Genomic DNA, 25,225 nt, shown 5'->3' with positions numbered 1-25,225 from the left:
GCCCGGTCATCAGGCGCGTGGTCAGCCCGCCGACTGCTCGCCGGTGAGCAGGGACGGGTCGCGCCGGATCAGCTCGGCCAGCCGGGCCGCCGGGTCCGCGTCCAGGCCGTCCTGGCTGGCCGGCCAGCCCGGTACGGTGTTCGCCGACATCGGCCAGGACGGTGGCGGCGCGGCCGGCTGCCCGGTGACCGTGACCTCGTCGCCGGACCAGACCACCCGCAGGTCGTACGCCTGTCCGTCGTGCTCGATCCGCGCGGCCACGGATGTTCCCGGGTGCGCCGCGACGACCGCGCGCAGCGCTTCGGCGGCGTCCTCCAGCACGTGGCGCTGCGGTGCGTCGTAGCCCGGATCGCGCGTCCAACCGGGTCCCGCGTTGCGGCTGTCGACCCGGCCCAGCCCGGAGTCGTCCCGACTCAGGCCCGGGTCGCCGAGCTGGTCCGTCGGTGCGCCGGTCCGGTCGTCGGTCGCCCCGGTCGGCTCACCGGCCCGCCGGCGCAGCGCCTCCTCGCGTCGGCGCATCCGGGCCAGCGTCTCGTCAAGTCCACCCCTCATCCGCCCCACCCCTTCCCACGAGGGCCGTGAGCCGGTCGGCTCAGGCCCGTTTGTCCCGGGTGGCCCGGTCCAGCGCACGGTCCAGGACGACCAGCAGGGCGTCCCGCACCGAGAGCCGGTCCCGGGCGTCGAACTGCACCAGAGGTACATGGTCGCCGATAGCCAGCGCCCACCGGATCGCACCGAGGTCGTGCGCCAACCGCCCGTCGAAGGCGTTCACGCCGACGACGAAGGGCAGCCCCGCGCGTTCGAAGAAGTCGATCGCGGCGTAGCAGTCGTCCAGCCGGGCGCTGTCGACCACCACCAGCGCGCCGAGCGCACCCCGGGCCAGGTCGTCCCACATGAAGCCGAAACGTGACTGGCCCGGCGTGCCGAACAGGTACAGCTTCAGGCTGCGGTCGATGGTGACGCAGCCGAAATCCATGGCGACCGTGGTGGTGGTCTTGTCCGAGCGTTGTCCCGGATCGTCGACGCCGATGCCGGCGATCGTCATCTCCGCCTCGGTGGTCAGCGGAACGATCTCCGAGATCGAGGCGACGGTGGTCGTCTTGCCGACGCCGAAGCCGCCGGCGATGAGGATCTTGACCGGGATCGGCGGCTTGACGCGCGGCGGGTGGCTTCCGGCGGGCGTGGTGGCCGGCGGCCGGTACGGCGGCGGGGCAGCCGGGTACTGGGGCGGCGGGGGTGGTACCGGGCCGCCGTAGCGGGCTGCGGCGCTGTTGGCGGCGAGCGCGCCCGCCGGGGCGACCGGCCAGTCAGGAGATTGCACGGAGTCCATCAATCACTCGCAGGATGATGTCGGGATCGAGGGCGTCGTCGGTGTCCGTGACGTGTACGTCCAGATGGCCGGCGGCGCGCAGGTCGCCCACCAGGACCCGGGTCACACCGAACTGCAACCGGGTCTTGGCGGAGATCTCGGCGACCGAGATGGGCTCACCGCAGAGCGCCACGATCGCCTGGAGTTCCGGGGTGAGCCGGGCGGCCGTGAGGTGCCACGGTTCGGTGGTCGGCCGGGCGGTCACCTGGGTTTCCAGACCGATCGTCGGATCGGCGCCGGCCACCCGGCCGGCGGTGAGCACGAACGGGCGCGGGCCGGTCGGCCCGGCCGTCTCGGGCTCCGAATCGACCGCCGCCGCCGGTGCGTCCGCCGGGCCGGCGTGGCCGGTCGGAGCGGACTCGCGCAGGTAGGGCCGGATCCGGACCACCGGCTCCTGTTCCGCACCGGCGGCGTCGGGATTCATTGCTGTACTGAATTCTTGAGTTCGGCGATCAGGCGCGGGGTGAGCGCACTACCGGCCCGACCGGCGAAGAGCGTCATCTCGTAGGCGACGGTGCCCAGGTTGGCCGACCGGTCGGCGACCACCCCGAGCACCGAGCCACTGCTGATCGCGCTGATCAGCAGGTAGCCCTCGGCCATGTCCACCACGACCCGGTTCAGCCCGCCCAGCGCGTACCAGCTGGCGGCGCCGCCGGCCAGGCTCGTCATACCGGAGACGACCGCGGCGAGCCGCTCGGCGTTGGACCGGTCCTTGATCGCGGACATGGCCATCAGCAGGCCGTCCGAGGACACGGCGATCGCCTCCACAACCCCGGCGGTGCTGGACGTGAAGGAGTCCAGCAGCCAGTTGAAGGTGCGGGCCTCGGGACTGAGGTCGCCGGCCGGGTGGCCCTGGTGGTCGAGGTTCTCGTGAACGTGCGGGCTGGTCAACGTGGCGTTCCTTCTTCGTCGCTAGGGTCGGGGCGGACATCGCGCAGAGCCCGGGCGACACCCGTCTCGAACGCGTTGATGAGATCGCGTACCTCGGTCGGATCGCCGGGGTTGGCCGCGATCGTTTGCCGGGATGGCACGGTGACCAGGTTCGCGCCGGGCACCCGCCGGGTCAGCTCGGCCGGTGCGCCGGATGGTGCCGGCTCGACCGGCTGCGGGACGGCCTCGCCCTGGCGCTGCTCGGCCCGGCGTACCCCGGACTCGAACTGCTCGACGAGCGCCCGGGCGGCCATCGGGTCGGCGCCCGTGGCGTCGACCGGGGCCACCGGCGGCGCGTTCCTGGGCAAGCTGGCACCGGGAACCCGTTGCCGGATCCCGGGCACCGGGACCGGTGGGTCGGTCGGCGTCGGCGGGGGTTGCGGGACCCGCGCCCGGGCCGAGTGGGTTCCGCTGGCCGGCCTCGCTGCCGGGTGGGTTCCGCTGGCCGGCTTCACTGCCGGCGGGGCGGCACCCGCAGCGGTGGCGAAGGCGTCCCAGGACTCGGCCAGCTCCATGCTCGCGGTGGCCCGGGTCAGCAGCTTGGGGTCGAAGCCGGGCTGCTCCGACGGGTCGGCGACCGGCAAGCTGGGGCCGCCGACCACCAGCGGCGCATCGGTGGCTGCGGGCGGGACGTCGGGCTCGGGCCGGGGCGCGACGGCGGGCGGGTGGCCGCCCGGGCCGGGGTCGGCGACCGGCACGGGTTGGCTCCGGTGCGGCAGCGCGGGCTGGGGTACGGTCGGGGCGAGCAAGCCGCCCCGGCCGGGTACCCCGATCACCAGGGACGACCGGGGGAGCCGCAGGGTGGCGGTGACGCCGCCGCCGGGCGTCGCCTGTAGGGAGACCGCCCAGCCGTGCCGGCGGGCCAGCCGGCCCACCACGAAGAGGCCGAGCACCTCGGTCGGGGCGAGGTCAAGCCGTTCCCGGCGGGTGAGTCGGGCATTTTCGTCGGCCAGCCGCGCCTCGGTCATGCCGATACCGTGGTCCACCACGGTCAACTCGACGCCGTCGTCGGTGAGTTCGCCGCCGACCACGACCCGGGTGTGTGGCGGCGAGAAGACTGTGGCGTTCTCCATCAGCTCGGCCAGCGCCAGCACCAGGTCCCCGATGATCGCCGGCATGGCGGCGACCTCGGTCGGCACCCGGACGTCGACCCGGGTGTAGTCCTCGATCTCACCGAGGGCGAGCCGGACCACGTCGGTGAGCGAGACCGGTGCGACGTGTGCGACGTCGCCGGCCGCGCCGGAGAGCACCACCAGGTTGCCGGCGTTGCGGCGCAACCGGCTGGAGATGTGGTCGAGCCGGTAGAGACTCTCCAGCAGCGCCGGGTCGGTCTCCTGCTGCTCCAACCGGTCGATCAGGGCGATCTGCCGGCCGACCAGGTTCTGGGTACGCCGGCCGACGTGGCCGAACATCTGCGCCACGTTGCGCCGGCTCGCCACCTGCCGTTCGACCAGCCGGGCGGCGGTGTTCTGCACCCGTTCGAAGGCTCGGGCCAGGTCACCGATCTCGTCCTGGGCCCGGATGTCGACCCGGTCGAGGCGGATCGGTTGGGCGCTCTCCGTCTCGTCGTCGGCGACCCGGACCAGCTCGGATTCGGCTACCCGGGCGACCCGGTCGGCGGAGCGGGTGAGCCGGGTCAGCGGGCGGGCCACCGTCCGGCCGATCGCCAGCGTGAGCAGGATGACGGCGGCCAGAATGAGCAGCACCAGCCCGGTCACCCAGTACGCCGCGACGAGGGCGGCCCGCCGTTCGTCGCGTACCTCGGCGGTGACGTCGGCGACCAGCTTCTTCTCCACGAACTGGCCCAGGGTGATCAGCGAGGAGATGCTCGGGAAGAGCGCTTCCAGGGGGACGTCGGCCAGTGCGGTGACCGGGTCCAGGGCGCTCTGGTCCAGGAACCCGGGCCCGGTCCGGGCGTCCAGCGCGATCTGCTCGGTGTCCAACAGCGCCAGCTGTTCCGGCGTGATCAGCCCGAGTACCTGGTCACTTTCGGACAGCAGGGTGGCCATGTTGGCCACGAAGGCGCTGGCGAGCTGCTGGTTCGGTTCTGCGGCGAGCAGGACGAGCAGGGCGGCACCGGTGGACAGCCCCTCGCTCTTGCGCAGGATCCGGTCCAGCGCCAACACCTGCCGACCGGTCGAGGTGCGGGTGTCCACGTCGTAGGGCAGGCGCAACGAATTGATCAGAGCGAGGTGGACCGGACCGTAGGTGCCGATGACCCGCTCCGGGTCGACCCGTCCGGCCAGGGCCGCCGTCCGGAGCCCGGACAGCTGCTTGACCTCGTCCAGGGCCTTGTTCACCTCGGCCGGCAGGTCGGCGCCGAACTCGGTCCGCAGGTCGACGATCCGGTCGTCCACCTCCGCGATCTCCTGCGTCAGGTCGCTGCGGTCGACCTGCCCGAGGAGCAGACCGACGGTGAGCATCCGTTCGCGCTGAAGGTGCTGCAACAGGGTGCCGACCCGGCTGGCGACCTGCACGGTGTCGGCGGTGTCGGCGGCCCGCTGCGCCACGCCGATGCGCTCGACCACCACCGGGAGGGTCAGCCCGAGCATGCAGAGCAGGGGAATGAGTACCAGCAGGGCGAGCTTGCCCCGGATCCGGAGCCTACCGAGCAGCATCGAAGGGCCTCCACCGGTCCGGCTCGCGTACCGCCCCGGCGGGCTGGAGCGTCGGCAGCTGCTCGCCGGGCGGCCGGAGGTGCGCCGGTTCCCATCGGTCGGCGGCCGGCGGGTCCGATTCCGGGTGCCCGGTCTCGGGGTTTGCCGGATCGGCGGCGGCCAAGGTGTCGCGTGGGCGAGACAGCCAGATGCTCATGGCCAGGACGATCAGCAGCAGCACCGCGAGCGCGCCCGCGCCCAGGACCAGCAGCGCGTCCCGGCCCAACCGGTCGATCCGGTCCGCCAGCAGCCTGTCGATCTCGTCGAGGAGGACCGGCTGGAGTTGCTTGGCCGCCTGCTGCGCCTGGTTCCGGGCGTCGGTGAGCGCGGCGGTGTCCACCGCGCCGCTGCGGTTCGGCAGGGCGAGCAGCGCCATCGACTCGACCGCCCGCTGATAGGCGTCGAAGGGGTTCAGCACGCTCGCGCCCAACTCCGCGTTCTCCGAACTCTCCACCACCGCCCGGAGGTTGTTGACCAGGTCCCGGGCCGGTTGCAGGGCGGCGAACCGGAGGGCGGCCAGTTCCATCAGGGAACGGAGCTGCTCGGCAGCGGGGCGCCGCCCGATCAGGACGGCCAGGTCGGTGAGTCGCCCGGCCGCGATCAACGCCTCCGGCATCTCCTCACCGACGCCGTCCTGGAGGAAGTACGAGTCCACGTCGGCGTCGCGGATCAGCCCCGAACTCTCCCGGGCCTTGCCGTACAGGGCCAGCAGCAGGTCGGTGACCTCGCCGTACGCGGCGAAGGCGGCCTCCGGGTCGGTGAGCGACCGTTCGGGCAGCGCCTCCAGCTTGGCGCGGATCCCGGCCCACCGTTCGCTGGTGCGCAACTCGCCGCCGATCCGGGCATCCACCGCTGCGGCCCGCTCGACCGCCTGGTCCAGGCTCTGCCTGGGCAGCGGACGCCGGGCGACGGCGGCGCTCTGTGCGTTCACCAGCGCCTCGGTGACCGGACCGAGGGCCCGGAGATATTCGACGCCGAGCTGTTCGCGCGTCAGGATGTCGCGGTCGGCGTCGATGGCGCGGTGGGCCTGAATGACGAGCAACGCCACCGGCACCAGCAGCACGGTGGCGAGTAGCAGCGGCAACAGCCGACCCGGTGTGCGGGGCCGGCGACGGACCCGCGACGCGGGAACGGTCATGGTTGTCTCCTCCGGCGGTGACGCGGGTTCTGCGGGCGGCGTCGACGAGCCGGTCCCGTGCGCCGGACCGGAAAACTAATCGAACCGGGATCGTCGGGTGTCAGTCTTCGGGGTCAGATTTGCGTCACTTCGAGTGATGTGACGGGTGGCTGACAGCGGTGTTACCGAGAGTGGTGGCATCGAAGGGGATTAGCCGTGCTTGAACGCCTAATCCCCGAAAAGCAGGAATTTCCACGATGCGAAGTCGTCCCAAGGTTCGCCCACTGGATGTTGTGCGGATGACCCCTCTCGGATGACGATCGGCCGAGCAGAACGGACGTACGGCGGATCTCAGCTAACGCTCAGACTTCGGTCCGTACCGTGTGCCAGATGAGATCGCCGTTTTCGGCCGCGCGGATCCGTCGTGCCCTGCCCACCGGTCGCCGGGCCGCCGCCGCGACGGCGGCGCTCGCCCTGCTGGCGGCGGCCGTGGTCTGGGCCGTCTGGCCGGACCGGCCCGGGTTCCGCACCGAGGCCGCGATGCTCACCGTCCGCTCCGGACCGACCGGCGACGAACCGATCGACCTGGACACCACGCTCTACCTGCCACGCGACGCCGCCGCCGGCCGCGAGGTGCCGGCGGTGCTGCTCGCGCACGGCTTCGGCGGCACCAAGGACTCGGTACGCAGCGACGCCGAGGAGTTCGCCGACCGCGGCTACGCGGTGCTGACCTGGACCGCGCGCGGCTTCGGCCGCAGCGGCGGACAGATCCACCTGGACAACCCGGACTACGAGGTACGCGACGCCCAGCGCCTGCTCGACTGGCTGGCGGAGCGCCCGGAGGTCCGGACCGACGCGGCAGGTGATCCACGGGTGGGCGTGGTCGGCGGCTCCTACGGCGGCGCCCTGGCACTCCTGCTCGCCGCGCAGGACCAGCGGGTCGACGCCATCGTCCCCATGATCACCTGGAACGACCTGGCCCGCTCCTTCCTGCCGGAGAACACCGGGGCCGCACCGACCGACGGCGTGTTCAAGTCCGGTTGGGCCGGTCTCTTCTTCGGCGGTGGCGGCAACGCCGGTTCCGGCCCGGTCGGGATCTCCGGCAGCACCGCCGAGGCACCGGAGGGGGCACCCGCCGCCGGCCCGCCCAGCCCGGCACCGGGCACCGGTCCGGGTACCGCCCCGGGTGCGCCGAGCACCAGCGGTGGCATCGACCCCTCGTGCGGTCGGTTCGCCGCCGACGTCTGCGCCGCGTACCTGCGCATCGCCGCCACCGGCCGGGCCGACCAGGCCGCCGTCGACCTGCTGCAACGCTCCAGCCCGGCCCGGGTGCTGGACCGGATCACCGCACCCACTCTGCTGGTGCAGGGCGGTGCGGACACCCTCTTCCCGCTCGGCGAGGCCGACGCCAACGCCCGGGGCATCGCCGCGAACGGCACCCCGGTCCGGGTGGCCTGGTTCACCGGCGGTCACGACGGCGGCGCCGGCCCGCGTACCGACTCCGACCGGGTGAAGTTCCTGACCGTGCAGTGGCTCGACCACTACGTCGCGCAGACCGGGGAGCAGCCGGCCGACACCTTCACCTTCTCCCGGATCGCCGGCTTCGACGCGATGGACCGTGGCCTGGTCGCGACCGGCTACCGCACCGCCGAATACCCCGGCCTGGCCGGCGACTCCCGGCGGGAGATCACGGTGACCGGGCCGCCGCAGCCGGTGGCCAACCCGCCCGGCCGGAACCCGGCCGCCATCTCGTCGGTGCCCTTCGCCGGCTCGTTGAGTTCCTTGCTCAGCGGGGTGGCCGGTGACATTCCCGGGCAGCACGCCCGGTTCTCCTCGGAACCGCTCGCCGAGGCCGTCGACATCGTCGGGTCGCCGACCGTGCAGCTGCGCGCCGCCTCGGCCAGCGGCGAGGCGGTCCTCTTCGTCAAGCTCTACGCCGTGGACCAGGAGGGCGCGACCACCCTGCCCAGCGGGCTGATCGCCCCGATCCGGTTGACCGGCCTGCCGGAGCGCATCGAGGCCGCGCAGCCGGTCACCGTCACCCTGCCGGCGATCGTGCACCGGGTCGAGGCCGGGCACCGGCTCCGGCTCGTCGTCGCCACGTCGGATCAGGCGTACGCCACCCCGATCGAGCCGACCGTGCACACGGTGGCGGTCGGCGACGCGCCGGTGAGCCTGCCGACGGTCGACGCGGAACCCATCCCGACCGAGGCGCTGCTCTGGCGCTGGGTGCTGGCCGGGCTGCTCGCCACGATCGTGCTCGGGCTCGTCGCGGTCGTCGCCGTGGTCCGCTGGCGGCACCGCCGCCAGGACACCAGCATCCACCCGGAGTACGCGGACACCCCGCTTGCCGTGCGCCACCTGCGCAAGGAGTACGCGGACGGCTTCGTCGCCGTCTCCGAGGTGGACTTCGAGGTGCACCCCGGTCAGGTGGTCGGCCTGCTCGGCCCCAACGGTGCCGGCAAGACCACCACCCTGCGGGTACTGATGGGGCTGACCCAGCCGACCGCTGGGGAGATCTACGTCTTCGGCCACCGGCTGGTCCCCGGCTCGCCGGTGCTGTCGCGGATCGGCGCGCTGGTCGAGGGCCCCGGCTTCCTGCCGCACCTGTCCGGCCTGGAGAACCTCAAGGCGTACTGGCGGGCGACCGGCCGGCCGGCGGCCGACGCCCACTTCGAGCAGGCGCTGGAAATCGCCGGCCTGGGCTCGTCGGTGCACCGGAAGGTACGCAAGTACAGCCACGGCATGCGGCAGCGGCTGGCCATCGCCCAGGCCATGCTCGGCCTGCCGGAGTTGCTGGTGCTCGACGAACCGACCGACGGGCTGGACCCGCCGCAGATCGCCGAGATGCGCCGGGTGCTCCAGCGCTACGCCACCGACGGCCGGGCGGTGCTGGTCTCCAGCCACCTGCTCGCCGAGGTGGAGCAGACCTGCACCCACGCCGTGGTGGTGAACAAGGGCCGGATCGTGGCCGCCGGGCCGGTCGAGGAGATCGTCGGTGACTCGCCAAGCGTGCTGTTCGAGGTGAGCGACCCGGCGGCGGCCCGGACCGTGCTCGACGGTCTCGGTGGCGTACGGGTGCTCGACGACACCGACGGGCAGTTGGTGGTCGACACCGACGGCACCGCCCGCAGCGAGGTGGTGGCCGAGCTGGTGCGGGCCGGTGTCGGAGTGAACCGGGTGGTGCCCCGGCGCCGCCTGGAGGACGCCTTCCTCGCCCTGGTCGGCGAGAACTCTCGGGGAAGCGGGGACCGGTGATGGCGGGATCGACTGTCGAACCCACGCGGGGCGGCGACGAGCCGACGCCGTCGTCCGGGACGGCCGGGATGGCGACCGGAGTCGCGCCCTCGGGGGCGGCGGCCGGCTACCGGCCGTCGCGGACGCTGCCGTTCGGCGCGGAGTTCCGCCGGCAGGCGGCGCGGCGGCGTACCCAGTTGGCGCTCGGGTTCATGGTGCTGCTGCCGTTGATCATCCTGATCGCCTTCCAGTTCGACTCCGGCGACGACGACAACGGTCGCGGCGAGTTCGGCAGCCTCGTCTCGTTCGCCACCTCGGGCGGACTGAACTTCACCCTCTTCAGCATCTTCGTCTCCGCCTCGTTCCTGCTGGTCGTGGTGGTGGCGCTGTTCTGCGGTGACACCGTGGCCAGCGAGGCGAGCTGGGGCAGCCTGCGCTACCTGCTGGCGGTGCCGGTACCCCGGGCCCGCCTGCTCGCGATCAAGCTGCTGGTCGCGCTCACCTACTCGGCGTTGGCGTTGCTGCTGCTCGCCGGCACGGCCCTGCTGATCGGCACCCTCCGGTACGGCTGGTCACCGCTGCGCAGCACGGTCGCCGCCCAACTTGAGCCGGGTGAGGGGCTGCTGCGGCTGCTCGCGGTGCTCGGCTACCTGGCGGTGGTGCTGCTGGTCGTCGCCGGCCTGGCGTTCCTGCTCTCGGTGCTCACGGACGCGGCACTCGGTGCGGTGGGTGGCGCGGTACTGCTCTGGATCCTCTCCAGCATCCTGGACCAGATCACCGCGCTCGGCGCGATCCGGTCGTTCCTGCCCACCCACTACAGCAACGCCTGGCTGGGACTGCTCTCCACCCCCGTGCAGACCGACGACATCGTCCGCGGTGCCATCTCCGCGATCTGCTACGCCACCCTCTTCTGGGGCCTGGCCTTCTGGCGCTTCACCCGCAAAGACATCACCTCCTGACCGGGGTGTCAGAGCAGGGGAGCGGGGGAGGGCGAGGGGGTGGGCGAGAGGGGTGAGGGTATCGGGGCCGGCGTGGTCGGTGGCTGCTTCTTCCAGGCGCTGACGCCGACCCGGTTGGTGTTGCCGAGATCGATCCGCCCCGTCATGCCGACGTCCTGCATCGGCTGACCCTGCGCCGGGGCAACGTCAAGCCGCTCGGCGTTCGTCGCGACCACGGTCGGATCGTCGACCAGGTTGCGCCAGAGCACGGCCGCGCCCGCCGCCTCGCCCGGCGCGAGCACCAGCGGTCGGGGCGGATCGTCGAAGCCCGAGGTGATCCCCTTCGCCCCCGGGATCACCCGGACCGTGATCGGTTCCCCGTCGGCGTCCAGCAGCCGCAGCGCCGGGTAGCCGTGCAGCCGATACCGTTCCGTCCCGCAGTTGACCAGCTCCAGTCCGATGGCACGCAGTCCCATTGCGGCGCTACCACCCAGATACCGGATCCGTACGCCGGCCTCCGGGCAACTGGTCGGCTCCGGGCCGGTCAGCGGTTCCGTACCATTCCGCGGCGTACCGTCTGGCGGTCTTGCGCCCTCCGGCGGCGTGCGGTCCGGCTCGGTGGGCCACGGCGACACCCGGACCGGATCCACGTCGGGCCCGCCCACTCCGGTGTCACCCGGCCGCTCGACCGGCGCACAGCCGGCCACCAGCGCAACCGTGGCCAGCAACGCGACCAGCCTTCGGCGCCGCCCGAGTCCATAAGCGCGACCGCCGAGCCGGTCGCCGCGACCGCCGGGCATCTCCGTGCGAACCGAAGCCTGAGCTGTCCCCCGCATCGCGTCATCGTCGCACCGTCCGCCGTCACCGGTGACCCCGGTCATGGGCAGCCGCGCCCAAGATGTGGTCAGCGTGCCGTGCACGCACCGCCGTGATGAGCGCGGCGGACGCAGCGGCCGGTGGGCAGGAGGAGCCGCCACCGGCTGCGTCAGGTGAATTGTGGGAAACGTTCCGTTCGTCGCTCGCGGAATCTTTCCAAGATCTGTTGGTGGGGGCAGCTTGTCGGTGGCCGATCGGGTGGGGTGGCGGTGCTGCGTACTCGATCTCCGGGCATGGCGGGCGTCGATGGGTGTGGTCGTCTTCGCCTGCGCTAGCCAGTCGGTTTGACCGGTGGTGCGGGCGGGCCGCGATCAAAGTGGGGCGGATTTCGGAAGTTCCAGTCGGTACCATGAGTGTGGGAGCGTTCCCAAAGGAAGAGATTGCATCGACAACTATCTATCGCATCCCGCATTCTGGTTGCCCACCACTCATCTCCATTGGAGGTACCGGAATGCGTACTGACCGGTTCGGCGGGCCGGCCCTGTCCCTGTTCCGCATGGTCATCGGTTTACTCTTCCTCTGCCACGGCCTGGCGTCCCTGTTCGGCGTCTTCGGCGGCAACCGTGGCAGCGGCGATCCAGTCCCACTCGGGCAGTGGCCCGGCTGGTGGGCCGCCCTGATCCAGGCGCTCTGTGGCGCGCTGGTTCTCGTCGGCCTCTTCACCCGCCCAGCCGCGCTGCTGGCGTCGGGCTCGATGGCGTACGCGTACTTCGTGGTCCATCAGCCCGAGGCGCTGCTGCCGCTGCGTAACCACGGTGAGCTGTCCGTGCTGTTCTGCTGGTCGTTCTTCCTGATCGCGGTGCTCGGCCCGGGCAACTGGGCGCTGGACACCCTGCTGCGGCAGCGGACGGCACAGGCGGTGGCGCTCGACGCCGGTGAACGGCGGTCCGTGCCAGCCTGACGGCGGTGCTCAGCGGCACCGGGGCACGCGACGGTGCCGCTGAGGAATCGCTCACAGGCTGGGATTGGTGGGCGACGAGCGCCGCTTGATTGCCTAGACTCGACGACACAACTGCATACCTCATCCAGAGGGGCTGAGGGATACGGCCCGACGACGCCCCGGCAACCACCCCAGAGCGCTCACCGTTGAGCGTAAGACGGGGCAGGTGCCAATTCCGTCCCCGCCGTACGGTGCGATGCGGGGAAAGATGAGAGGACTTCGACATGACGTCGACGCTCGCCGCTCCCGGTATCGACACCACCGCCAGTCCCGCCCGTGCCCTGGTCTGTCGCGCCTGTTCGGCCCGTTACCCGCTCGCCGCCCAGCACGCCTGTTACGAGTGTTTCGGCCCGCTGGAGGTCGACTACGACCCGGCCGCGCTCGCCTCGGTCACCCGCGAGCAGATCGAGGCCGGCCCGCGCAATCTCTGGCGGTACGCCGCCCTGCTGCCCGCCGGTCAGGACCCGGCCACCCGGGTCTCCCTGGACCCGGGCTTCACCCCGCTGGTGGCCGCCGACCGGCTCGCCGCCGAGTTGGGTCTCACCGCTGCGCTCTGGGTCAAGGACGACAGCGCCAACCCGACCCATTCGTTCAAGGACCGAGTGGTGTCGGTGGCGCTGACCGCCGCCCGTGCCCTCGGTTTCTCCCGCTTTGCCTGTGCCTCCACCGGCAACCTGGCCAACTCGGTGGCCGCGCACGCGGCCCGGGTGGGTGCCCCGTCGGTGGTCTTCATCCCCAGCGACCTGGAGCAGGGCAAGGTGGTGACCACTGCGGTCTACGGCGGTGACCTGGTCGCCATCGACGGGTCGTACGACGATGTGAACCGGCTCTGTGGCGAGTTGGTGGAAACCGACGAGTTCGAGGACACCGCGTTCGTGAACGTCAACGTCCGGCCGTACTACGCGGAGGGCTCGAAGACGCTCGGCTACGAGGTGGCCGAGCAGCTCGGCTGGCGCATCCCCGCCCAGGTGGTCATCCCGATGGCCTCCGGCGAGCTGCTCACCAAGATCGACAAGGCGTTCAGCGAGCTGGTCGAGATCGGGCTGGTGGAAGCGCCGGCCGGCGGCTGGAAGGTCTTCGGAGCCCAGTCGGCCGGTTGCAACCCGATCGCCACCGCTCTGCACGCCGACACCGACACCATCACCCCGGTCAAGCCCACCGGCATCGCGAAGTCGCTGAACATCGGCGACCCGGCCGCCGGGTTGTACGCGCTGGAGGCGGTGCGCCGCACCGGCGGCTGGATGGAGTACGCCGACGACGACGAGATCCGCGCCGGAGTTCGGCTGCTGGCGCGTACCACCGGGGTCTTCGCGGAGACCGCCGGTGGAGTGACCGTCGCGGTGCTGCGCAAGCTGATCGAGTCCGGCAAGCTCGACCCGGCCGCCGAGACCGTGGTGTTCAACACCGGCGAGGGCCTCAAGACCCTGGACGCGGTCGCCGGCCAGGTCGGCCCGACCCACCGGATCAAGCCCTCCCTGCGGGCCGCCCGCGATGCCGGCCTGCTCAGCTGACTTGCCGGTTAAGAAGGGGCCCTTCCTATGCACCAGGCGTTAATAAGGGGCCCTTCCTTGCATTCTGCGAAACGCGCGGGCGGGGACTTGACGACAGGAACCGGACGGCGCAAGATGCTCCGTGCGGGAGGGCGTTTCGCCGGAGACTTTTAGTCTGTACGACCCAACGCCGGAGGCGTTGTGCGATCGACCCTCCCGACCAACGTGCGAACGGGCCAGCGAATATTCGCTGGCCCGTTGCGCTGTCCGTGGCGCACGCTGCGGACATGAGGATCAGTGTCACCCGTCTCGGAGCCGCCGACGAGGCCGCCATCGAGCAGGCTTATCAGGTCGGTGCCGCACAGGTGGCCGCCGATATGCCGGACTTTCCGCCGTTCTGCCGTCGGCGGTTCATGACCCTGCTCCGCCAACCGATGCCGGGCAACGAACCGATCCACCTGCTGGCCCGGGTCGACGGCGAACCGGCCGGCCTGCTGATGCTCGACCTGCCGCAGCTGGACAACACCGACAACGCCTCCGCCGAGCTGGTCGTGCATCCGGCGTACCGGCGGCGGGGTGTGGGCCGGGCGCTGTACGAGCATGGCGTCGCCGTGCTGCGCGAGCGCGGACGCCGACGGGTGAGCGCGATGAGCCAGGCACACCTTCCCGGCCAGCCCGACCGCCCGTCACCGGGAAGCGCCTTCGCCCTCAGCGTCGGCGCGGTCGACGCCCTGCCCGACGTGCGGCGGCGACTCGACACCGCCCGTCTCGACCAGGCACACCTGGACGCGCTGCTGGCCGAGGCCCGGGGCCGCGCCACCGGGTACGAGGTGCTGTTCTGGCGTGGGGACACACCGGACGAGTTGATCGCCGATGTGGCGTACCTGGACGGTCGGCTGCTCGTCGACGCGCCAATGGGCGACCTGGCGTGGGAGCCGGAGCAGGTGGACGCGGAGCGGGTACGCGCTACCGAGCAGGTGCTCGAGGCGCGGGGTCGGCGGCGCTACCACGCCGGGGTCCGGCACACCGCATCCGGCCGGCTGGTCGCCTGGACGCTGCTGGATCTGGGTGCCGCCGCGGACTGGCACGCGTACCAGCAGATCACGATCGTCGATCCGGATCACCGGGGGCACCGACTCGGCCTGCTCGCCAAGATCGAGAACCTGCGGCACCTGCTCGCCCACGAGCCGGCGGTGCGGGCCATCGACACCTGGAACGCGGCGAGCAACGACCACATGATCGCCATCAACGAGCGGCTTGGCTTCCGGGTGCTCGATCAGTGGAGCAACTGGCAACTGTCGCTGTGACGAGGAGGAGCTGTGACGAGGAGGAGCTGTGACGAGGAGGAGCCGGTGCCACTGACCGAGGTGGAAAGGGGACGACCCGTGCCCTGACCGAGCAGAAATCCGGTGGCGGTGGCAGGTCGGTGGCGGGCAGGCTCCCGGCCATGGACATTGCCGTCACCCCGTTCGAGCCCTCCGACGAGGCGGCGCTTGACGACGCTTACCGGATCTTCGCGGCGGCCCAGGCGGTCGACGCGCCCGATGTGCCGGCCGGCGACCGCGCCGAGTTCGGCCTGGTCGCGGCCCATCCGCCCTACGGCAGCCTGATCCACCGCGCACTGGCCCGGCACGGCGGCGAGGCCGTCGGCTACCTGTGGCTACGCCTGCCGCAGCTGGAGAACACCGAGAACGGCCTGGTCGAGATCTTCGTCGAGCCGGCCCACCGGCGACGCGGCGTGGGCCGGGCGCTGCTCGCGTACGCCCAGGAGGTGGCCGCCGGGCACGGCCGCAGGCGGCTGATCGCGGAGGTCGGCGGCGTGCCGCCGGGAGTCGACCGGCAGGCGCCAGGTGAGGCGTTCGCGGCGGCGGTCGGCGCGCAGGCCGCGTTGCCGATGGTGCGTCGCCGGCTGGACATCACCCGGCTCGACGAGGCGTTGCTCACCGCGCTGCACGAGCATGCCCGGTCGCGGGCGGCCGGCTACCGCACGGTGGCGTGGCGCGGCGCGGCCCCCGAGGAGTACGTGGCCGACGTGGCCCGACTTGAGGGCCGGCTGCTCACCGACGCGCCGACCGGTGACCTCACGGTGGAGGGGGAGAAGGTGGACGCCACCCGGATCCGGAAGATCGAGCGGTTCCAGGCGTTGCGCGGCCGGCGGCGCTACCACCTGGGGGCGGTGCACGAGCAGACCGGGCGGCTGGTCGCCTGGACGATGATCCAGGCCGGCCCGTCGACGGCGTGGCACGCCTGGCAGGAGATCACCATCGTCGACCCGACGCACCGGGGACACCGGCTCGGTCTGCTGGTGAAGATCGAGAATTTGCGGCACGTGCTGACGCACGAGCCGGAGCTGCGGGCGATCGACACCTGGAACGCGGCGGTGAACGATCACATGGTGAGCATCAACGAGCAGCTCGGCTATCGGGCGGCCGAGAGCTGTGCGGACTGGCAGCTCACCATCTAAGTTGTGACAGCCCTCTACTGATCGCGAGGGTTTCTGTTGCATGATGGCGGGCATGACGGACACCCCGCACCCCCTGTACGACAGGCACGCCGAGACCCTCAACCGCGCGCTGACCGCGATCACGGAGCGCGGGTACTGGTCCGCCTATCCGGAATCACCAAGCCCCCGGGTGTACGGCGAGACCGCCGCCGCCGACGGCAAGGCGGCCTTCGAGGCGTACCTGGGCGGAGACTTCCCGCTCGACCAGCCCGCCGACGGCGACCGGGTGGCCACCGAGACCAGCCCGTTCGGCGTCGCGCTTGACGTCAGCTACCCGCACGCCACCGCTGACCAACTCGTCGCTGCCGCGTCCACGGCCCTGCCGGCCTGGCGCGACGCCGGCCCGCAGACCCGGGTCGGCGTCTGCCTGGAGATCCTCGACCGGCTGCACAAGAACGTCTTCGAGCTGGCCAACGCGGTGCAGTTCACCAGCGGACAGGCGTTCGTGATGGCCTTCCAGGCCGGCGGCGCGCACGCCCTCGACCGTGCCCTGGAGGCGCTCGCCTACGGGTACGCGGAGATGACCCGGCACCCGGGTACGGCGAGCTGGGAGAAGGCCGCCGGCAAGGGTGACCCGCTGCGGATGACCAAGACCTTCCATGTGGTGCCCCGGGGCGTCGCCCTGGTCATCGGCTGCAACACGTTCCCGACCTGGAACTCGTACCCGGGTCTCTTCGCCTCGCTTGTCACCGGCAACCCGGTGGTGGTCAAGCCGCACCCGCGCGCCGTACTCCCGCTGGCCATCACCGTCCGGTACGCCCGGGAGGTGCTCGCCGAGGCGGGCTTCGACCCGAACCTGGTGCTGCTCGCCCCCGAGGCCCCCGGCGAGAAGCTGGCCTCGACCCTGGCGCTGCACCCGGCCGTGAAGATCGTCGACTTCACCGGTTCCTCCGAGTACGGCGACTGGCTGGAGGCCAACGCCCGGCAGGCGGCGGTCTACACCGAAAAGGCCGGCCTGAACACGGTGGTCGTGGACTCCACCGACGACTTCGCCGGGATGTGCCGCAACCTGGGCTTCACGCTCACGCTCTACAGCGGCCAGATGTGCACCACCTCGCAGAACATCCTCATTCCCCGGGACGGCATCGACACCGACCAGGGGCGCAAGAGCTTCGACGAGGTGGCCGCCGGAATTGCCGCGGCGGTCGGCAAGATCACCGCCGACCCGGCCCGAGGCGTCGAACTGACCGGCGCGATCGTCAACGACGGGGTGCTGGAGCGGCTGGACGAGGTCACCAAGGTCGGTGAGCCGGTGCTGGAGTCGCGTACCGTCGAGCACCCTGCCTTCCCGGGCGCCGTCGTGCGTACGCCGACAATCGTCAAGCTGGACGCCAACGACACCGCGACCTACTCGCGGGAGTGGTTCGGGCCGATCTCCTTCGCCATCGCCACCGACTCCACCGCGCACAGCCTGGAGATCCTCCGCTCGACGGTGGGGGAGAAGGGCGCGCTTACCGCAGGCGTCTACTCCACCGACGAGGCGGTGCTTGACGCCACCGAGAACGCCGCAATCGAGGCCGGGGTGCACCTGTCGGCAAACCTCACCGGCGGGGTTTTCGTGAACCAGTCGGCAGCCTTCTCCGACTTCCACGGCAGTGGGGCGAACGCGGCGGCCAACTCGGCGTTGACCGACGGCGCGTACGTGGCGAACCGGTTCCGCATCGTGCAGAGCCGCCGGCACGTCTGATCGTGCGGTGTCGGGGGTTTCGGGCCGCCCGGAACCCCCACCTCCGCTCAGGCGGAGCGGCGCATCTGAAGTTCGCGCAGGGCCGGGACGGTGGGGTGCGGGACGCGGACGCCGGTGTCGACGAAGCCCACCCGCTGGTAGGCCCGGTAGGCGCGCTCGTTGCCCACCACCACCTCAAGCATCAACTCGTCGCGCTGGCACCGTCGGGACCAGGCGGCTGCCGCCGCGACCAGGTCCGCGAGCAGGCCGCTGCCCCGCCAGGCCGGGGTTATGTAGATCGCGTAGAGCACCGTCACCCCGGGCTCCGCAGGGTGCACGATGCCGCCGATGTGGCCGACCAGCCGGTCGCCCGTGTCCGCGATGAACTGGGCGTTTGTGGTGCCGGTCGAGACCTGGGCGATCCGGTCGGCGTACTCGGCGTGCGGGCGGGCCGCCGCCTCGGCGAGCGTCTCCAGGAAGGCCAGCGGGGCGTCGGCGAGCATTTCCAGCCGCAGTGCGCGCATCCGGCCGGCGTCCGTGGCCCGGACCCGCCGGATGTCCGCGCGCCGGAGGCCCGCCTGGTCCGCCACCCTTTTCACACCCGCATGCATATCACAATGACGTACGACGATGTGGGTCGTCGGAATGCGCCCGTTTTGTGGTCGTGCGCCATCGTCACTCCTCGTGTACCGTGCGATTTCGGTCACCGTTTCAGCGGTCGCCTCCGATCGCCGTGACGGTGCATTCGGGTTGCCGGCGAGCCGGCTCTCCGAGGTAGTGAAACGCCGTGCAGAGTGAGGAAAACACCGTGGCACAGGGCACCGTGAAGTGGTTCAACGCCGAAAAGGGCTACGGCTTCATCGCCGTCGACGGCGGACAGGACGTCTTCGTTCACTTCTCGGCGATCGAGATGGACGGCTACAAGGCACTGGACGACGGCCAGCGGGTGGAGTTCGAGATCGCCCAGGGTCAGAAGGGCCCCCAGGCCGAGCGGGTGCGCGTCATCGCCTGAGTGCACACCTCACCGCCCCGCCGGCCCGACCGTCGGTGGGGGTGACGTGATCGCGGCCGCAGGGGGCTGCGGTCCGGGTACCTCACAAGGGAAGATCATGGGTCGATCCAGCCGTCGCTGAGGAGTCCCATGTCCGACCAGTCACCCCCGGCGGGTCCGCCGCTGTCGCCGTCACCCGGCGAGCCGGACCCCGCCACCGGTCGACCCCAGCCACTGCCGGCTGACCCCACCGCTCCCGGCCCACCACCGCCGGGCACCCCCGTCCCCGGTGCTGACCGGGGAACGCCGGACGCCTCACCCGCCCGGGGCGGTCATCCCGGTACGGATGGTGATCCGGCATCGGGTGGTTATCCGGCGCCGGGCGGCTATCCGGCACCCGGTGGCTATCCCGCGCCGGGTGGTTATCCGGCACCCGGTGGTGATCCGGCATCGGGTGGTTATCCGGCGCCGGGTGGTTATCCGGCACCCGGTGGTGATCCGGCATCGGGTGGTTATCCGGCGTCGGGTGGCTATCCCGCGCCGGGTGGTTATCCGGCGTCGGGTGGCTATCCGGCACCGGGCGGTTATCCGGGTTATCCGCCCTATGGCTGGTACCAGCCGGCCGGGTACGGTCTTGATCTCGGGGATCCGCTTGTCACCCCGCCCGCTGTCGGCATCGGCGGTTGGTTCGCGCGCTGCACGGGAGTGGTCCGCCGGGGCTGGGCACTGCTGTTGCCGATCATGCTGCTCACCCAGGTGCTACCGGCGGTGGTGCTGTCGGTCTTCGGGCTGGCGGTGGACCCGTCGGCCCGCTGGGAAACCCAGATGGCCAGTGACGCCGATGCATTGCCCCCCACTTTCCTGATCGACCTGGCCACGTTCATGACCGTGTTGATCGGGGGCAGCCTGATCCTCGGTCTGGTGCAGTGTGTCGGTTGGGCCGCCGGTACCTGGGTGATCACCCGGCAGGCGGCCGGTCAGCCGGTCGAGTTCGGGGCCGCCCTGCGTTACGGCCTGCGCCGCGCACCGGGCCTCTGGGGTTGGACGCTCGTCTTCATGCTGATCATGACAATCGGCTTCTGTCTCTGCTTTCTGCCCGGCGTGTACGCGGGGTTCGCGCTGGCCATGGCCGGACCGGTCTACCTCTTCGAGCGGCGTGACCCGATCGGCCGGTCGCACCGGATGCTGCGCGACCGGCTGGGCCTGCTGCTCGGCCGGGTGGCGCTGGTGCTGGCGGCTGTGGTCGCGGTCTCCTTCCTCGGTGGCGCGGTGGAGTCGCTCGGACTGCTGCCGTTCGGCGTGACGCCGTTCGAGTCCCCGGGCGCGACCGTCGGTGCCGTACTGGTGATCACCGCCTCAGCCCTGCTGGCGTTGCCGGCACACGTCGCCCAGCTGGTCGGACTTGTCGTCACGTACGCCGAACAGCGGGCCCACGAGGGGCCGGTGAACAGCGCGCAACTGGCGGCCGAACTCGGCTGATCCCGGCGCGCAACGTCGGCTGATCCGGGCGCGCGAAGTCGGCTGATCCGGGCGGTCGTGCTTGCACTCGACAGGGCAGAGTGCTAAACAAGTCATTGGCACTCGCGTAGTGTGAGTGCCAATGGTCGGGGCGGTGGGGCCGCAGCCGCGCTCGTGGCGAGAGACCACGGGTGGGGCACGCGGCCGGTCGTCGCGGGCTATCCGGCCCGGCCGAGGAGACGTCGTCGTCGCCAGGTGGCGACGTCCCAAGGTGCGTACACCAGGCGGCCCATCCGGGGCACACACTCGGGTGGCCCGTGAGTGTCCAGGAGGACAACGCCGTATGGCCAAGATGATCGCGTTCGACGAAGAGGCGCGCCGCGGCCTCGAGCGGGGCATGAACCAGCTCGCCGACGCCGTGAAGGTGACCCTCGGCCCGAAGGGCCGCAACGTCGTGCTCGAGAAGAAGTGGGGTGCCCCCACCATCACCAACGATGGTGTGAGCATCGCCAAGGAGATCGAGCTCGAGGACCCGTACGAGAAGATCGGCGCTGAGCTGGTCAAGGAGGTCGCCAAGAAGACCGACGACGTGGCCGGTGACGGCACGACGACGGCGACCGTCCTGGCTCAGGCTCTCGTTCGCGAGGGCCTGCGCAACGTGGCCGCCGGTGCCAACCCGATGGCCCTGAAGCGGGGCATCGAGGCCGCGGTCGCGAACGTCTCGGAGGAGCTGCTGAAGCTCGCCAAGGACGTCGAGACCAAGGAGCAGATCGCCTCCACCGCCTCCATCTCCGCTGGTGACAGCAGCGTCGGCGAGATCATCGCCGAGGCGATGGACAAGGTCGGCAAGGAAGGCGTCATCACCGTCGAGGAGAGCAACACCTTCGGGCTGGAGCTGGAGCTCACCGAGGGCATGCGCTTCGACAAGGGGTACATCTCCGCGTACTTCATGACCGACCCGGAGCGTATGGAGGCCGTCTTCGACGACCCGTACATCCTGATCGCCAACAGCAAGATCTCGTCGGTCAAGGACCTGCTCCCGATCCTGGAGAAGGTCATGCAGTCGGGCAAGCCGCTGCTGATCATCGCCGAGGACCTGGAGGGCGAGGCCCTGGCCACCCTGGTGGTCAACAAGGTCCGGGGCACCTTCAAGTCGGTCGCCGTCAAGGCGCCGGGCTTCGGTGACCGCCGCAAGGCCATGCTTACCGACATCGCCATCCTCACCGGTGGCCAGGTCATCAGCGAGGAGGTCGGCCTCAAGCTGGACGCCGTCAGCCTCGACATGCTGGGCCGCGCCCGCAAGGTCGTGGTGACCAAGGACGAGACCACCATCGTCGACGGTGCCGGCGACGCCGAGCAGATCCAGGGCCGGGTCAACCAGATCCGGGCCGAGATCGACAAGAGCGACTCCGACTACGACCGCGAGAAGCTGCAGGAGCGGCTGGCCAAGCTGGCCGGCGGCGTTGCGGTGATCAAGGTCGGCGCGGCCACCGAGGTCGAGCTCAAGGAGCGCAAGCACCGCATCGAGGACGCCGTCCGCAACGCCAAGGCCGCCGTCGAGGAGGGCATCGTCCCCGGTGGTGGTGTCGCGCTGGTGCAGGCCGGCAAGACCGCCTTCGACAAGCTGGACCTGGCCGGCGACGAGGCGACCGGCGCGCAGATCGTCAAGATCGCGCTGGACGCCCCGCTGCGGCAGATCGCCGTCAACGCCGGCCTTGAGGGCGGCGTCGTGGTCGAGCGGGTGCGCAACCTCGACTCGGGTCACGGCCTGAACGCCGCGACCGGCGAGTACGTGGACCTGCTGGCCGCGGGCATCATCGACCCGGCCAAGGTGACCCGGTCGGCGCTGCAGAACGCCTCGTCGATCGCCGCGCTGTTCCTCACCACCGAGGCCGTGGTGGCGGACAAGCCGGAGAAGACCCCGGCCGCCCCGGCTGGCCCGGGTGGCGGGGACATGGACTTCTGAGTCCAGCTCCAACGCCGAAAAAGGGCGGACCGCGTCAGCGGTCCGCCCTTTTTCCTATCTCGGTAACGGGCGCTGGTTGCGCCGCTTCTGTGCTCGGCCGTACGGCGGACGGTGCGGAACCGGCTCGTCCACCAGGATGAGTGGTTCCTCAGGCGGTTCGGCGGCCCCGGACATCTCCGCCAACTGCTCGGCGTCGCCGTAGTCGAGCCGGTCGATCGGCAGTTGGCCCGGGAGTTCGTGGACCGGGGCCCAGGTGACGGGCGGGACGTCCTTGGTGTGATCGTCGTCCGTGCTCATGGCTGCCTCCTTACGCAAACGGTAGGGGGCCGTCGATGGCCGGGGCGGCTGAACGGCATTATCGGGGCCTATAGGCTATTCACCCCCTTTTATGCATTTTGGGTGTGCCGAGATGCCGCTCACGCGCCCGCCCGCTGCCCCGCCGCTCCAGCCGCACCGCCGCCTCCTCGCCCCGGCCCGGGTGCGTCGACGGGCAGGAAGCCGACAAGCGGTATGACGCCGACTCAGCCCATGGCGGCTTCGACTGCCGCGTACGCGTCGACAAGCCCGGCGCCGACCACGTTCCGCTCGCCACCACAGTCCCCGCTTCCGGACGGTGCCTGGACCCGGGTGGCCGTGGAGCGCAGGATCTGCCGGGTCCGGTCCAGGTCGCCGACGAGTTCCGGATTGGCCGACCACATCAGCGCCACCACCCCCGCCACCTGCGGGGTGGCCATCGAGGTGCCGTCGAGCCTGGCGTAGCCGCCGCCCGGCATCGCGGAGAGGACGTCCGCTCCCGGCGCCATCAGATCCGGCTTGGTCACCCCGGCCGTCGGCCCCCGGCTGGAGAAGTCGGTCACCCGGCGTTGCTCGTCCACCGCCCCGACGGTAAGCACGTCCGGGTACGGCGCGGGTGGGTCCTGCACGGAATCGCAGAACGGGCCGGTGTTTCCGGCCGCCGCGACGACGAGGATGCCGGCGGCCTCCAGCGCGTCCACGGCCGGCCGGAGCGCCCGGGGATCACACCCCTCGATCGGCGGACAGCCCCACGAGTTGGTCAGGATCTCCGGTGCTCGGTTGGGCCGACCATCGGTGAACGGATCGCCGTCCGGCGGAAAGGGCGCCAGCATGAACTGGAGACAGTCGAGATAGGCCGCCGGGTTGCCCAGGTTGCGGTCGAGGTTGACGCAGCCCACCCAGCCGGCGGCCGGTGCCACGCCGATGCCGCCCCGGCCGACCGCGCTGCCTGCGGTGTGGGTCCCGTGCCCGCTGCGATCCGTCGGCGTCCGGGTGCCGTTCCACGGGTCGAACCACGAATCGTCGCCGCCCCGGAAGCCCTCGGCCAGCGCCGGATGCCCGCCGTCCACACCGGAATCCGAACTGCCCACGGTTACCCCGGTGCCGTTGACGCCCAGTTCGGACCAGACCCGGTCCGCGCCGATCAGGGTGATGTTCCAGGGCGGGCGGCTCGGTGCCGGCGCACTGCCCTCGGTCGCACCCGCCAACGACGGCAACGGGCGCAGCCGCTGGCTGACCAGGACCCGGTCCACCTCGGATCGGCTGGCCAGCCAGGCGCGTACCGCCGGCCCGCCGTCCACCTCGATGGCGTTCACCAGGTAGTACGGGGTGTGCGGCAGCCGCAGCCGGCGCAGTTCCCGGCGCAGGTCGGCCTGGCTCCGCTCGGCGGTCGCGACCAACCGCTGATAGACCTGTGCGGCGCGGGCGTCCCGACCCTCCTTTCCCGGCCCGGTGGGCAGGCCGCCGAGGTCCGCCTGTTCGCGCAGCACCACGAAGAGCCGTTCGCCGTGCAGACCGGGCTGGCCGGCGGTGACGGCGACCGTGCCGACCGCGACCAGCAGCACCACGGCGATCGTCCCGGCCACCGCCCGACGGGGTGGACGTGCCGTGGGGCGGGCCAGCCACAGGCCGTACGCGATGGCGAGCAGGATCGCGATGACGAGTCCGGCACCGGCGGCGACCGCCACCCAGAACGGCACGTCCCGGGTGGTGGCCAGCAGCAGGCTGATCTCCTCCGGGTCGGTGAAGGTCAGCGGACCGAGCACGCCGAGCCCCACCAGCCAGGCGGTGGGCGTCCGGCGATGATCCACGGCCGGTAGCGCGGCCAGCGCGAAGCCGATCGGCGGCAGCGTCAGCAGCAGTGGCAGCTGGGCGCCGGACTGGCCGACACCCGCGCCGACGAGCAGCAGCACCACCCCCGCGACCAGGCCGCCCAGCAGCACCCGCCGGGTTGGCCGGGGTGGCTCGCCAGCCGCGAAGTGACCCCAGAACCGGGCGTCCAGCAGGCTCCCGGCCAGGATCCCGACGGCCGCCGCGGCCAACCCGGCGAGCAGGGTCTCCAGCAGCCCGCCGAGCGCGCCGACCCAGACCCAGGGCAGCAGCAGGGCCAACCCGGCAGCCATCGCGAGCAGCGTGCCGACCTCCGGTCGCGCCCGCCGGGCAGCGGTCGGCGAGCGGCCCGGCGGGTACGGGCCGGTCGGCGGCGTCGCGCTCGTCGCGGGCGTCGCCGCCGGGTACGGGCCGGTCGGGGGCGTCGCGCTCGTCGCGGGCGTCGTCGGGTACGGGCCGGTCGGGGGCGTCGCGCTCGTCGCGGGCGTCGTCGTCGGGTACGGGCCGGCCGCGGTCGGCGCGGTCGTCGTCGGGTGTCTCCCGGCACCGGCAACCCGGTCGAGTACCCGCTTGGCGACCAGCGCCACCAGCGTGGCCGTGACGGCCAGGGCGGCCAGGTACGTCTCGTGGTGCACCGGAGGGATCGCGCGCAGCAGTCCGAGCACGCCCAGGACGAGCCCGCCGGCCAACCAGGCCCGGCCGGTGGCCCGGATCACCGGCGAACGGGGAACCAGGGCCAGCGGCAGCGCGGCGGTACCGATCATGATCACGGTGAGCAGGCAGAGCGCCGGCCAGAGCGGTACCAGCCGGTCCAGCCCACTGAGCAGCAGCACCTGGTCGACCAGCCACCCGCCGCTCTGCACGAGCACGGTGACCGCGACCACCCAGCAGCCGACAAGCACCGCCGCGACGACCGCCCAGGGACTGCCGGCACCACCGGATGTCGAGTATCCCGCCCGCATC

The 25,225-nt window shown here is 71.6% G+C and carries 20 protein-coding genes and 1 riboswitch; of the genes, 10 read left to right on the top strand and 10 right to left on the bottom strand.

Features of this window, described 5'->3' with window-relative positions; all coding sequences use genetic code 11:
• Window positions 1-21: 21 nt before the first annotated feature.
• Genes QQG74_RS29270 through QQG74_RS29245 form a run of 6 tightly spaced genes read right to left on the bottom strand, consistent with a single transcriptional unit; the run spans window position 22 to window position 6,094 of the window.
• The gene (locus QQG74_RS29270; RefSeq protein ID WP_341717868.1) at window positions 22-552 is read right to left on the bottom strand and encodes a hypothetical protein; all 531 of its coding nucleotides are present in this window, start codon (window positions 550-552) and stop codon (window positions 22-24) included.
• A 40-nt stretch (window positions 553-592) separates the two neighbouring features.
• Entirely contained in the window at window positions 593-1,330 is a 738-nt protein-coding gene (locus QQG74_RS29265) for an ATP/GTP-binding protein (protein WP_341717867.1), read from the bottom strand.
• Window positions 1,308-1,793: a DUF742 domain-containing protein gene (locus QQG74_RS29260; protein ID WP_341717866.1), complete on the bottom strand. Its 486-nt coding sequence runs from the start codon at window positions 1,791-1,793 to the stop codon at window positions 1,308-1,310. Before QQG74_RS29260 ends, QQG74_RS29265 begins: the two co-directional genes overlap by 23 nt.
• Entirely contained in the window at window positions 1,790-2,260 is a 471-nt protein-coding gene (locus QQG74_RS29255) for a roadblock/LC7 domain-containing protein (protein ID WP_341717865.1), read from the bottom strand. Before QQG74_RS29255 ends, QQG74_RS29260 begins: the two co-directional genes overlap by 4 nt.
• Window positions 2,257-4,917 carry a nitrate- and nitrite sensing domain-containing protein gene (locus tag QQG74_RS29250; protein WP_341717864.1) on the bottom strand — a complete coding sequence of 887 codons (2,661 nt, stop codon included), beginning with the start codon at window positions 4,915-4,917 and terminating at the stop codon, window positions 2,257-2,259. The genes QQG74_RS29255 and QQG74_RS29250 overlap by 4 nt, the downstream gene beginning before the upstream one ends.
• The gene (locus QQG74_RS29245; RefSeq protein ID WP_341717863.1) at window positions 4,904-6,094 is read right to left on the bottom strand and encodes a hypothetical protein; all 1,191 of its coding nucleotides are present in this window, start codon (window positions 6,092-6,094) and stop codon (window positions 4,904-4,906) included. Before QQG74_RS29245 ends, QQG74_RS29250 begins: the two co-directional genes overlap by 14 nt.
• Before the next feature lie 369 nt (window positions 6,095-6,463).
• Between QQG74_RS29245 and QQG74_RS29240 the strand changes: the two genes are divergently transcribed.
• Window positions 6,464-9,331 (top strand): alpha/beta fold hydrolase, encoded by a 2,868-nt coding sequence (locus tag QQG74_RS29240; RefSeq protein WP_341717862.1) that lies wholly within the window; start codon window positions 6,464-6,466, stop codon window positions 9,329-9,331.
• A gap of 68 nt (window positions 9,332-9,399) precedes the next feature.
• The gene (locus tag QQG74_RS29235) at window positions 9,400-10,269 is read left to right on the top strand and encodes an ABC transporter permease subunit (protein ID WP_341721431.1); all 870 of its coding nucleotides are present in this window, start codon (window positions 9,400-9,402) and stop codon (window positions 10,267-10,269) included.
• Window positions 10,270-10,277: 8 nt separating this feature from the next.
• On the opposite strand, the gene QQG74_RS29230 is transcribed toward QQG74_RS29235, so the two are convergent.
• Entirely contained in the window at window positions 10,278-10,976 is a 699-nt protein-coding gene (locus QQG74_RS29230) for a DUF4232 domain-containing protein (protein WP_341717861.1), read from the bottom strand.
• A gap of 599 nt (window positions 10,977-11,575) precedes the next feature.
• Between QQG74_RS29230 and QQG74_RS29225 the strand changes: the two genes are divergently transcribed.
• From QQG74_RS29225 to paaN, 5 genes are all read left to right on the top strand, one after another.
• Window positions 11,576-12,025: a DoxX family protein gene (locus tag QQG74_RS29225; protein WP_341717860.1), complete on the top strand. Its 450-nt coding sequence runs from the start codon at window positions 11,576-11,578 to the stop codon at window positions 12,023-12,025.
• A gap of 117 nt (window positions 12,026-12,142) precedes the next feature.
• Window positions 12,143-12,279, top strand: a riboswitch (SAM riboswitch).
• A gap of 9 nt (window positions 12,280-12,288) precedes the next feature.
• Window positions 12,289-13,575, top strand: coding sequence for a threonine synthase (thrC, locus tag QQG74_RS29220; RefSeq protein ID WP_341717859.1), 1,287 nt, complete (start codon window positions 12,289-12,291; stop codon window positions 13,573-13,575).
• A gap of 266 nt (window positions 13,576-13,841) precedes the next feature.
• Window positions 13,842-14,861: a GNAT family N-acetyltransferase gene (locus tag QQG74_RS29215; protein ID WP_341717858.1), complete on the top strand. Its 1,020-nt coding sequence runs from the start codon at window positions 13,842-13,844 to the stop codon at window positions 14,859-14,861.
• Window positions 14,862-15,001: 140 nt separating this feature from the next.
• The gene (locus QQG74_RS29210) at window positions 15,002-16,018 is read left to right on the top strand and encodes a GNAT family N-acetyltransferase (protein WP_341717857.1); all 1,017 of its coding nucleotides are present in this window, start codon (window positions 15,002-15,004) and stop codon (window positions 16,016-16,018) included.
• Window positions 16,019-16,070: 52 nt separating this feature from the next.
• On the top strand, window positions 16,071-17,744 hold the full coding sequence (gene paaN / locus QQG74_RS29205) for a phenylacetic acid degradation protein PaaN (RefSeq protein WP_341717856.1): 1,674 nt from the start codon (window positions 16,071-16,073) through the stop codon (window positions 17,742-17,744).
• 47 nt (window positions 17,745-17,791) lie between these two features.
• Here the strand turns inward: paaN and QQG74_RS29200 are convergent, their stop codons facing one another.
• Window positions 17,792-18,313 (bottom strand): GNAT family N-acetyltransferase, encoded by a 522-nt coding sequence (locus QQG74_RS29200; protein WP_341717855.1) that lies wholly within the window; start codon window positions 18,311-18,313, stop codon window positions 17,792-17,794.
• Between the two features lie 218 nt (window positions 18,314-18,531).
• On the opposite strand from QQG74_RS29200, the gene QQG74_RS29195 reads away from it, so the two are divergent.
• The 3 genes from QQG74_RS29195 (at window position 18,532) to groL (ending at window position 22,138) form a co-directional block, all read left to right on the top strand.
• Complete coding sequence (locus QQG74_RS29195; RefSeq protein WP_013288855.1) at window positions 18,532-18,735, top strand: cold-shock protein; 204 nt, start codon at window positions 18,532-18,534, stop codon at window positions 18,733-18,735.
• Window positions 18,736-18,864: 129 nt separating this feature from the next.
• On the top strand, window positions 18,865-20,193 hold the full coding sequence (locus QQG74_RS29190; protein ID WP_341717854.1) for a hypothetical protein: 1,329 nt from the start codon (window positions 18,865-18,867) through the stop codon (window positions 20,191-20,193).
• A gap of 322 nt (window positions 20,194-20,515) precedes the next feature.
• Window positions 20,516-22,138 carry a chaperonin GroEL gene (gene groL, locus QQG74_RS29185; protein WP_341717853.1) on the top strand — a complete coding sequence of 541 codons (1,623 nt, stop codon included), beginning with the start codon at window positions 20,516-20,518 and terminating at the stop codon, window positions 22,136-22,138.
• 54 nt (window positions 22,139-22,192) lie between these two features.
• Here groL and QQG74_RS29180 read toward each other — a convergent pair whose 3' ends face one another.
• Both QQG74_RS29180 and QQG74_RS29175 read right to left on the bottom strand, forming a co-directional pair.
• A complete protein-coding gene (locus QQG74_RS29180) occupies window positions 22,193-22,435 on the bottom strand; it encodes a hypothetical protein (protein ID WP_341717852.1) in 243 nt (80 codons plus the stop codon).
• 224 nt (window positions 22,436-22,659) lie between these two features.
• A complete protein-coding gene (locus tag QQG74_RS29175; protein WP_341717851.1) occupies window positions 22,660-25,224 on the bottom strand; it encodes a S8 family serine peptidase in 2,565 nt (854 codons plus the stop codon).
• Between the last annotated feature and the right edge of the window lies 1 nt (window position 25,225).

The organism is Micromonospora sp. FIMYZ51, assembly GCF_038246755.1.
GTDB lineage: Bacteria > Actinomycetota > Actinomycetes > Mycobacteriales > Micromonosporaceae > Micromonospora.
Note: the sequence above shows the minus strand (reverse complement) of the source record. Positions and strands in the feature narration are given on the sequence as shown.